Origin of the sequence: Mycobacterium sp. 852013-50091_SCH5140682 (assembly GCF_001665685.1) — a bacterium.
GTDB lineage: Bacteria > Actinomycetota > Actinomycetes > Mycobacteriales > Mycobacteriaceae > Mycobacterium.
The window spans coordinates 1-6651 of record NZ_LZTB01000108.1 but is presented as its reverse complement, the minus strand read 5'-3'; the positions used below and the strand labels follow the sequence as shown (position 1 = coordinate 6651).

Genomic DNA, 6651 nt, shown 5'->3' with positions numbered 1-6651 from the left:
AGCCAGCTGCCCATCGCCCCGCTGACCACCGCCGCGTCCTCGCGTGAATACCTGGTCGCCGGCACCTTCACCGGCACTGTCACCGGCGGTGGTTCCACCACCCTCACCGGCGGCACGCTGGACACCGGCTACCAGATCGGCTGCGGCATCGAACTGGGTCAGGTCCGTCTGATCGGGTCGATCGGTTTGAGCACGTCGGGTTCGACGCTGGCGGGCATCATCCCGACCGGTGTGAGCATGCCGCTGTCGGGCACCCTGGAGATCCACCCCAAGCCTGGCACCGTCACCAACGTCTCGGTGGACAAGAAGTCCTTCAAGGCCGCCCCCGTGCGCGTCACCCTCAAGGACGTCCACATCAAGGTCGACGGCTGCGTCGGGCAGTCCTTCCTGCGCTCGTACGCGACGCTGACCAGCTCCACCACCGACACCGATGATGTGGTCGCGTACTACGGCGTCACCAAGGCCGTCTGACAATCCGAGTGAAAGCGAAACACGAAGGCATGAGCGAGAACTCGGTCAAGAACACCGTGGCCACCCTCGCCGCAGCCGGGCTGTTCGCGGTCGGCGCGGCGGTTGCCTGCTCGGCAACCGCCGCCGCCGATCCGGCACCCCCACCGGATGTTCCCGGCCCTCCGGCGGTGGCCGCCCCGGCCCCGGCCCCAGAACCGCCGCCTCCGCCCGGACCGGAGGTGCCCGTCGCGGGCGCACCGCTCGGACCGAATGGGCTGTCAGTTCTGGCCCAGAGCGGCGATGACTCGGCCCCCGGCAAGCTGGGTGTTCCCAACGGAATCGACATGAGCCCGGGTGCCCTGCTCGGGCAATACACGGTTCCCTCGGCACCTGGTGCGGGCCCGCCCACCAACGCGCCGAACCTCCGGGCGTTCAACAACGGGAACTTCTTCCCGCAGAACGAGAAGCCTGCGGCGCCCGGTCAGGGGACCGTCGTCGGTGTCGAGCCCGGTCAGGAGAACTCCGACATCTCCGGGCTGGACTGGCTCCGGCAGATCCACACTCTGTACCGCAATGGCAACCTGCATGGTGGCATGCTCGGCCAGGTGCCCAAAGAGCAACTGGGCGAACCTCTTCCGGGTACCGCGCCCCCGCCTGGCACCAACATTCCACAGGGCCTCGGCGAGAATCTGCCGGACCCGGCGAATCCCGCAGGGCCGCCGCCGGCCCCGGGCGCGCCGGTGATCCCGCCGCCGCCCGGCGCACCGCCGGCACCGTGAGACATTCGGGCAGCGTTCGGTGATATCCGGACGCTGCCCGAACGTTTATGCTGGATAGGGCATCCGCAGTCCAGCTCTCGGGAGGCCGCGATGTCAGTTCGACCGAAACGCGCTCTGTTCGCGATAACCGCTGCCACCCTTGGCATATCGCTTGGCTACGCCGCGGCCGCGGCCGCTGACCCTCGCGCAGGCGCCCAGTCAGCCGCCGACACCATCAACGATCTCACCGCCAAGGGCTACAACGTCCAGATCAACTGGGTCAGCGGCGTCAGCAACGAGCCCCTCGCACGGTGCAAAGTCACCGCGGTCCACAATCCCGACCGCTCCCCTGGCGTCGTACCCTCCAATACCACTGTGTACGTGGATGTTTCGTGCCTCAACGAACCCGACGACTCGGGTGTCTGGGGCGGTATCGGTATCGGGTTCGGCTGAGCTGACCGTCAGAACGCCGCGCCGTTGGGCGCTGTCGTGCTCTGGTACGGATTCGACATCGTGGTCGTGGCGGGAGCCGTGGTCGTCGCAGGCGCCTCCTCGACCGGCGGTGGAGCCTCGACCGGCGGTGGTGGCGGGGTATCGGAAGTGCTCACGGCTCCGGACGGGCGCGGGTACGACGTCGTGGTCGACGTGGTGCGCGACGTCGTCGCCGACGTTGTGGCAGTGGTCGATCCCGGCGAGTCGACAGGTGGGGGTGGCTCGCTGGAGTGCTGCGAGGTCATGAGAACCGCCACGATCAACGCCACTATCGCGACAATCCCGCCGAGACCGGCCAGCGCGACCGCGGTGGGGCGCTCGTGCCACGGCCTGGTTTCGGCGGCTTCGCCGTGATGATTCGTGTCCAGCACGGGTCAGGAGATCCCATCCATTACGCGGACGCCGTTGTCGGCCAACATCGTTTCATTATCGGGTAGGAAGCTGCGGCGTCGACTACTCGGGGTGCACAAGGGCTACGCTCACGCCATGGCCGAATCCGTCCTACTCGACATCTCCGACCGCATCGCGCTCATCACCGTCAACGATCCCGAGCGCCGCAACGCAGTCACCTTCGAAATGTCAGCGGCCCTCAGGGCCGCGGTCGATAGCGCCGAAGCCGACCCGGGTGTGCACGCCATCATCGTCACCGGGGCCGGCAGAGCTTTCTGCGCCGGTGCGGATCTCACCGCGCTGGGCGCCGCCACCGAGGACGGTTTACGCAAGATCTACGACGGTTTCCTGGCCATCGCGCACTGCACGTTGCCGACCATCGCGGCGGTCAACGGTGCTGCCGTCGGTGCGGGCCTGAACCTCGCGTTGGCCGCGGACGTCCGGATCGCCGGACCGGGTGCACTGTTCGATCCCCGCTTCCAGAAGCTCGGCATCCATCCCGGCGGGGGCGCCACCTGGATGCTGCAGCGAGCGGTCGGGCCCCAGGTCGCACGGGCCGCGCTGCTGTTCGGGATGCGGTTCGACGCCGACGCGGCACTGCGCCACGGCCTGGCGTTGAGCATTGCCGTCGATCCGGTGGGCGCGGCCCGTGAGCTCGCGGCCGGCCCCGCGAGCGCGCCGCGAGACGTCGTCATCGCCACCAAGGCGTCGATGCGGGCCACCGCCAACCCCGGCGTCATCGACATCGATCAGCATCGGATCGCCGTCGACACCGAGTTGGGGCCGCAGGCCGCCTCCATCGAATCACCTGAATTCGCCAGTCGGCTGGCAGCGGCGAAGCGCAAGTAGCTCGGTCTACAGGTCGAGCAGTGCCAACTCCGGTGCCTCGATCAGGTTCCGCAGCTCCACCAGAAACGCGGCAGCCTGTGCGCCGTCGGCGATCCGGTGATCGAAGGCGCAGGTCAACGTCATGGTCGGCCGGGCCGTCACGGCTCCGTCGACGACCACCGGGCGCGGCTTGAGCGACCCCATGCCGAGAATCGCCGCCTCCGGGTAGTTGATCACCGGAACTCCGTCGTCGAGCCCGAGTGCACCATAGTTCGACACCGTGAACGTCGACCCCGTGAGTTGCTGCGGCGTCAGCGATCCGGCCCGCGCACCGTCGATGAGCCGCGAAACCGTCTGGGCCAGTTCGCGTGTGGTGAGACGCTGGGCATTGGCGACGACGGGCACCAACAGGCCCCGCGGGGCGGCGACGCCGAACCCGAGGTGAACGGCAGGGTGCTGATGGATACGGGGACGCTCGTCGGTGACCACCCAGGTCGAGTTCAGGATCGGATGACGCCGCAGAGCGATCACCAACATCCGCAGGGTGAGGACGAACGGAGTGACGGGCAGTCCGTTGTCCGCGGCGACGATCCGGTCCCGTAGGGCAAGCAGCGCAGTGCAATCCACCTCGACACTCGCGTGCGCATCGGGTATCTCGCTGTGCGCCAGCATCATTCGTCGCGCCATCTCGGCCTGCACGCCGCGCACGTCGAGGTGTTCCGCGCCGCCGGCCGCGGCGAGCACATCGTCGCGGGTGATGATGCCGTCCGGGCCGGATCCCGGTGCCAGCGCGGTGAGGTCGACGTGCAGTTCGGCGGCCAACTTTCGCACCGGCGGTTTCGCCCGCGGCCGTCCGGATTCGGCGACAGGAGGCTGACGACGGCTGGCGTCCATCGAGTCGTCGGCGCCGTAGCCGACCAGAACGGCCTTACGCGTCGTGCCACTGCCGTTCGTGGGGGTGCGGGCCGGGGCCGATTCGCTGGTTTCGAACCTCGCCAATAACGCTCCGACGGCCAACGTGTCGCCTGCCGCTCCGCCGAGTTCGAGCACCTGCCCCGCATACGGGCTGGGGATCTCGACCTCGGCCTTGTTGGTCTCGACCGTGCACAGCGTCTGGTTCAACGCGACAGTGTCGCCGACGGCCACGTTCCAGCCGGTGATGGTGGCGTCCTGAAGTCCCTCACCGAGATCGGGAACCAGGAATTCCCGGTTCACGGCTGCCCCATCGCACGTTCGACGCAGTCGAGTAGCCGGTCGACACCGGGCAACCACAGCTTCTCCAGCCGGGCCGGCGGATACGGTGTGTCAAAACCGGTGGCACGCAACACCGGTGCCTCGAGGTCGTAGAACAGTTCCTCCGAGATGCGCGCGGCCAGCTCGGATCCGAAGCCGAGGGTGCGCGGCCCCTCGTGCATCACCACGGCTCGGCCTGTTCGGCGCACCGAGTCGGCGATCGTGTCGAAGTCCAGTGGGTTGAGCGTGCGCAGGTCGAGGATCTCGAGGCTCCAGCCGCGTTCGGCGGCCAGGTTCGCAGCGCTCAGCGCGGTGGCGACCAACCCGCCGTAGGTGATCACCGTGACGTCGGTTCCGGTGCGTCGCACCGCCGCCCGCCCGAGCGGCAGCCCGGGGGTGGCCGTGTCGACGGCTTCGCGCGCCCAGTACCGACGCTTGGGTTCCAGGTAGATCACCGGATCCGGACACGAGATCGAGTGCCGCAACAGCCAGTACGCGTCCGACGGCGTCGCGGGCACCACCACCTTGAGACCGGCGGTGTGCAGCCAGTAGCTCTCGGTGGATTCGGAGTGGTGCTCGACCGCGCCGATCCCGCCGAACGACGGGATACGGATGGTCACACCCAGATTGACGTCGCCGTGGGTACGCATGCGGTACTTGGCCAGGTGGCTGACGATCTGGTCGAAGGCCGGATAGCTGAACCCGTCGAACTGGATCTCCGGCACCGGGGTGAACCCGCGGATCGCCATCCCGATCGCCAGCCCGACGATGGCCGACTCGGCCAGCGGCGTGTCGAAACACCGGTCTGCACCGAAGGTTTCGGTCAATCCCTCGGTCACCCGGAAGACCCCGCCCAGAGTGGCGACATCCTCGCCGAACACCAGCACGTGATCGTCGGCCGCCATCGCATCGTGCAACGCGCGGTTGATCGCCTGCACCATCGTCAGTTCGGTGGTTGCCGGCAATCCGACCGCGGTCAGGATAGGTCCCCACGGCTCGTGCGAATCGCCCTGCGCGGCAGGCCGGTCAATGATCTGAGTCATCGTGCTGCTCCTCGCGTCCGCGGCGTCATTGTGCTCACGCCTCCTTCGCCAGCTCGGCCAACAGCTCGTCGCGTTGCCGCGCGAGCTCCGGCGTGATCTCGGCATAGACGGTGTCGAACAACTCGGCGGGGTCATGATCGGCTCCACCGACGATGGTGTCGCGCAACTCGGCGCACAGCCGGTGTGACCGTGCGGCAACCCGTTCCTGCAGGCGCTCGGTGAACAGCCCCACGGATTCCAGATAGCTGTGGTAACGGGCAATCGGGTCGCGGGTCAGCCAGTCCTGCACCTCGGTGGCGGACCGGTACCGAGTCGGGTCGTCGGATGTGGTGTGCGGACCCATCCGGTAGGTGACGGCCTCGATCAGCGTGGGCCCGCCACCGTGGCGCGCACGTTCGGCAGCCTCGGCCATCACCGCGTAACAGGCCAGTACGTCGTTGCCGTCGACACGGATACCGGGCATGCCATAACCGACGGCCCGGTGGGCGATGGACGGTCCCGCCATCTGGTGGGCGACCGGGACCGAGATGGCCCACTGATTGTTCTGGATGAAGAACACGCACGGCGCCTTGAACACCGACGCCAGGTTGAACGCCTCGTGCGCGTCGCCCTCGCTGGTGGCGCCGTCGCCCATGAAGGCGACCGTCACCGAGTCCTCACCGAGCCGTTCGGCGGCCAAAGCGGCACCGACCGCATGCAGGCCGTGGGTGCCTATCGCGATGGCGATTGGGGCGACGCAATGGTCGGTGAATTCGAGCCCACCGTGCCAGGCACCCCGCCACACCGCACCGATCTGCCCGGGGGTGATGCCGCGCAGCAGGAAGGCGCCGATCTCCCGGTACTGCGGGAACAGCCAGTCGGTTTTGCGCAGACAGGCCGCGGCGCCGACTTGCGCTGCCTCTTGGCCCCGGCACGACGCGTACAGCGCGAGCTCGCCCTGGCGTTGCAGGTTGATGAACTCGGTGTCCAGATCGCGGGTCACGACCATCGACTCGTAGAGCCAGCTCAGCGTTTCGGGCGGCAGATCACGGCTGTAGCGCGTCTCGGATGTCGGTGACCCGTCGGCCTCGACCAGCCGCACCGGATCCTGTTCGACGCTCTGCGGCGTCGCATATGGCTCAGCCATACCGCCTCCTGTTCGGTGACGGCATGTTCCGCCGTCGGTCCGCGAGGTGCTCAGCGCGGCGGCGGTACAAACAAACCCCTGGTGAGAGGCCGCCGGCTAGTCGCCTGGGTGTGGCGCTAGCTGGACGATCGCTCGGACGTCGCAGCGCTGGGGCATCACCGCCATTATGCGCCCGAATCAGATGTGGCCGCGGTCAACGCTGATAACGGATTGGAGGCGTGTCGGCAACAGCACACCCCGCCAGCAGTCGCAGACTCGCACCTTTTAGGTCGAAAACATTCGAGTCTGCGACTGGTCCCCAGGGGAAATAAACCACGGGAACAACGGGGCC

Annotated in this window: 8 protein-coding genes; 5 read left to right on the top strand and 3 right to left on the bottom strand. The window is 67.9% G+C overall.

All coding sequences use genetic code 11. From position 1 onward, the window contains the following. From A5784_RS28155 to A5784_RS28135, 5 genes are all read left to right on the top strand, one after another. A partial coding sequence (locus A5784_RS28155; RefSeq protein ID WP_064948164.1) for an MspA family porin occupies positions 1–471 on the top strand: 471 nt, incomplete at its 5' end. 29 nt (positions 472–500) lie between these two features. After that, positions 501–1229 carry a hypothetical protein gene (locus A5784_RS28150; protein ID WP_064948163.1) on the top strand — a complete coding sequence of 243 codons (729 nt, stop codon included), beginning with the start codon at positions 501–503 and terminating at the stop codon, positions 1227–1229. 90 nt (positions 1230–1319) lie between these two features. Then, positions 1320–1661 carry a hypothetical protein gene (locus A5784_RS28145; protein ID WP_064948162.1) on the top strand — a complete coding sequence of 114 codons (342 nt, stop codon included), beginning with the start codon at positions 1320–1322 and terminating at the stop codon, positions 1659–1661. A gap of 36 nt (positions 1662–1697) precedes the next feature. Beyond that, positions 1698–2054 (top strand): hypothetical protein, encoded by a 357-nt coding sequence (locus A5784_RS28140; protein WP_156750823.1) that lies wholly within the window; start codon positions 1698–1700, stop codon positions 2052–2054. 132 nt (positions 2055–2186) lie between these two features. Next, positions 2187–2939 carry an enoyl-CoA hydratase gene (locus A5784_RS28135; protein WP_064948160.1) on the top strand — a complete coding sequence of 251 codons (753 nt, stop codon included), beginning with the start codon at positions 2187–2189 and terminating at the stop codon, positions 2937–2939. A 6-nt stretch (positions 2940–2945) separates the two neighbouring features. Here the strand turns inward: A5784_RS28135 and A5784_RS28130 are convergent, their stop codons facing one another. The 3 genes from A5784_RS28130 to pdhA are packed head-to-tail and all read right to left on the bottom strand — an operon-like array spanning position 2946 to position 6320. Then, on the bottom strand, positions 2946–4133 hold the full coding sequence (locus tag A5784_RS28130; protein ID WP_064948159.1) for a dihydrolipoamide acetyltransferase family protein: 1188 nt from the start codon (positions 4131–4133) through the stop codon (positions 2946–2948). Beyond that, a complete protein-coding gene (locus tag A5784_RS28125) occupies positions 4130–5194 on the bottom strand; it encodes an alpha-ketoacid dehydrogenase subunit beta (protein WP_064948158.1) in 1065 nt (354 codons plus the stop codon). Before A5784_RS28125 ends, A5784_RS28130 begins: the two co-directional genes overlap by 4 nt. A 34-nt stretch (positions 5195–5228) precedes the next feature. Next, the gene (gene pdhA, locus A5784_RS28120; protein WP_064948157.1) at positions 5229–6320 is read right to left on the bottom strand and encodes a pyruvate dehydrogenase (acetyl-transferring) E1 component subunit alpha; all 1092 of its coding nucleotides are present in this window, start codon (positions 6318–6320) and stop codon (positions 5229–5231) included. Positions 6321–6651: the final 331 nt, after the last annotated feature.

Bases quoted from the DNA above. Each gene is read 5' to 3' on its own strand.
- A5784_RS28145 (WP_064948162.1), top strand. From the start codon at position 1,320: ATGTCAGTTCGACCGAAACGCGCTCTGTTCGCGATAACCGCTGCCACC.
- pdhA (WP_064948157.1), bottom strand. From the start codon at position 6,320: ATGGCTGAGCCATATGCGACGCCGCAGAGCGTCGAACAGGATCCGGTG.
- A5784_RS28150 (WP_064948163.1), top strand. From the start codon at position 501: ATGAGCGAGAACTCGGTCAAGAACACCGTGGCCACCCTCGCCGCAGCC.
- A5784_RS28135 (WP_064948160.1), top strand. From the start codon at position 2,187: ATGGCCGAATCCGTCCTACTCGACATCTCCGACCGCATCGCGCTCATC.
- A5784_RS28125 (WP_064948158.1), bottom strand. From the start codon at position 5,194: ATGACTCAGATCATTGACCGGCCTGCCGCGCAGGGCGATTCGCACGAG.